At 54.8% G+C, this 1,246-nt stretch carries 2 protein-coding genes; both read left to right on the forward strand.

What is annotated here, in order from left to right; genetic code table 11:
• Positions 1-73 precede the first annotated feature (73 nt).
• Entirely contained in the window at positions 74-376 is a 303-nt protein-coding gene (locus L9Z73_RS30755) for a transposase (RefSeq protein ID WP_247408737.1), read from the forward strand.
• Positions 373-1,209, forward strand: coding sequence for an IS3 family transposase (locus tag L9Z73_RS30760; protein ID WP_242070972.1), 837 nt, complete (start codon positions 373-375; stop codon positions 1,207-1,209). The genes L9Z73_RS30755 and L9Z73_RS30760 overlap by 4 nt, the downstream gene beginning before the upstream one ends.
• The last annotated feature ends 37 nt before the right edge of the window (positions 1,210-1,246 follow it).

Below are 1,246 nucleotides of genomic sequence, written 5' to 3' on the forward strand. Positions count from 1 at the left end.
CTTGAACTGGCCTAATGATTTTGGACACTTCAATCGGGCGCTATGATGGCGCCCAAATCTGAGGTGTTTGGTTATGCGTAAATCTTACTCGAGTGAGTTCAAGCTCAGGGCTGCCAGCATGGTGCTGGACGAAGGTCAGTCAGTTCCTGAGGTCTGTGCCAGTCTGGATATCGGCCCTACGGCATTGCGCCGTTGGGTCGATCAGGTTCGCAAAGAGCGCTTGGGCTCACCCCCGGAGGGGGCCAAGGCGATTACCGCTGATCAGCGAGAGATTCAGCAGCTCAAAGCGTTGCTCAGGCAAAAAGACCTGGACATTGAAATCCTAAAAAAGGCCAGTGCTCTCCTGCTTTTGGACTCCAAAGATCATTCTCGTTGATCAACGAGCTGGACGAGCAGTACGGCGTTAACAATTGCTGTCGGGCGTTTGGAGTCAACCGCAGCAGCTTTTACGCCTGGCGTCAGCGCCAAGGCAAGGTGAAACCTGAGCGGGAGAAACTTAAAGCCGTGCTGGTCGAGCATCACAAGGAATCCAGAGCCTCTGCGGGGTCTCGCACCCTTTCCAAGGAGCTGCAAGCGAAGGGACATCGTGTCGGGCGCCATATGGCTCGCAGTTTGATGCGCGAAGCCGGTGTTGCCAGTCATCAGCGGCGTCGGCACAAGTACAAATCTTCCGGCGTGGAAGCGCTGGTCGCGCCGCATGTGCTCAAACGCAAGTTTGATGTCACGGCGATCAACCAGGTGTGGTGCGGCGACGTCACGTACATCAAGGTCGGCAAGCGCTGGATGTATTTCGCAGCGGTTCTGGATCTGTTTGCTCGTCGGATCGTTGGATGGTCATTTTCAATGATTTCCGATGCCACGCTGACCTGCGAAGCGTTGCGAATGGCGGTTCAATTGCGAGGCCGTCCAAAAGAGGTGCTGTTTCATTCTGATCAAGGTTGCCAATACACCAGTCACAAATTCAGGAATGAGATGCGCAAGCATGGACTCCTGCAAAGCATGAGTCGCAAAGGTGAGTGCTGGGACAACGCCCCGATGGAGCGTTTCTTTGGCAGCCTGAAGTCAGAGTGGGTGCCCGAAGCCGGCTACAGTTCGGAGCATGAAGCCCGCGTGGATGTGCAGCGTTATGTGATGCGATACAACAACGTCAGGCTCCATAGCTACAACGGCTACCGGTCGCCGGTAGCTATGGAGAAACTGGCGGCGTGAAACCTTAACTGGTGTCCAAAATTACTTGACCAGTTCA

The sequence above is a fragment of the Pseudomonas emilianonis genome (genome assembly GCF_023072625.1).
Lineage (GTDB): Bacteria > Pseudomonadota > Gammaproteobacteria > Pseudomonadales > Pseudomonadaceae > Aquipseudomonas > Aquipseudomonas paraveronii.

What these genes read in the sequence shown, in the direction of transcription:
- L9Z73_RS30755 (WP_247408737.1), top strand. Translation starts at nt 74, where the DNA reads ATGCGTAAATCTTACTCGAGTGAGTTCAAGCTCAGGGCTGCCAGCATG.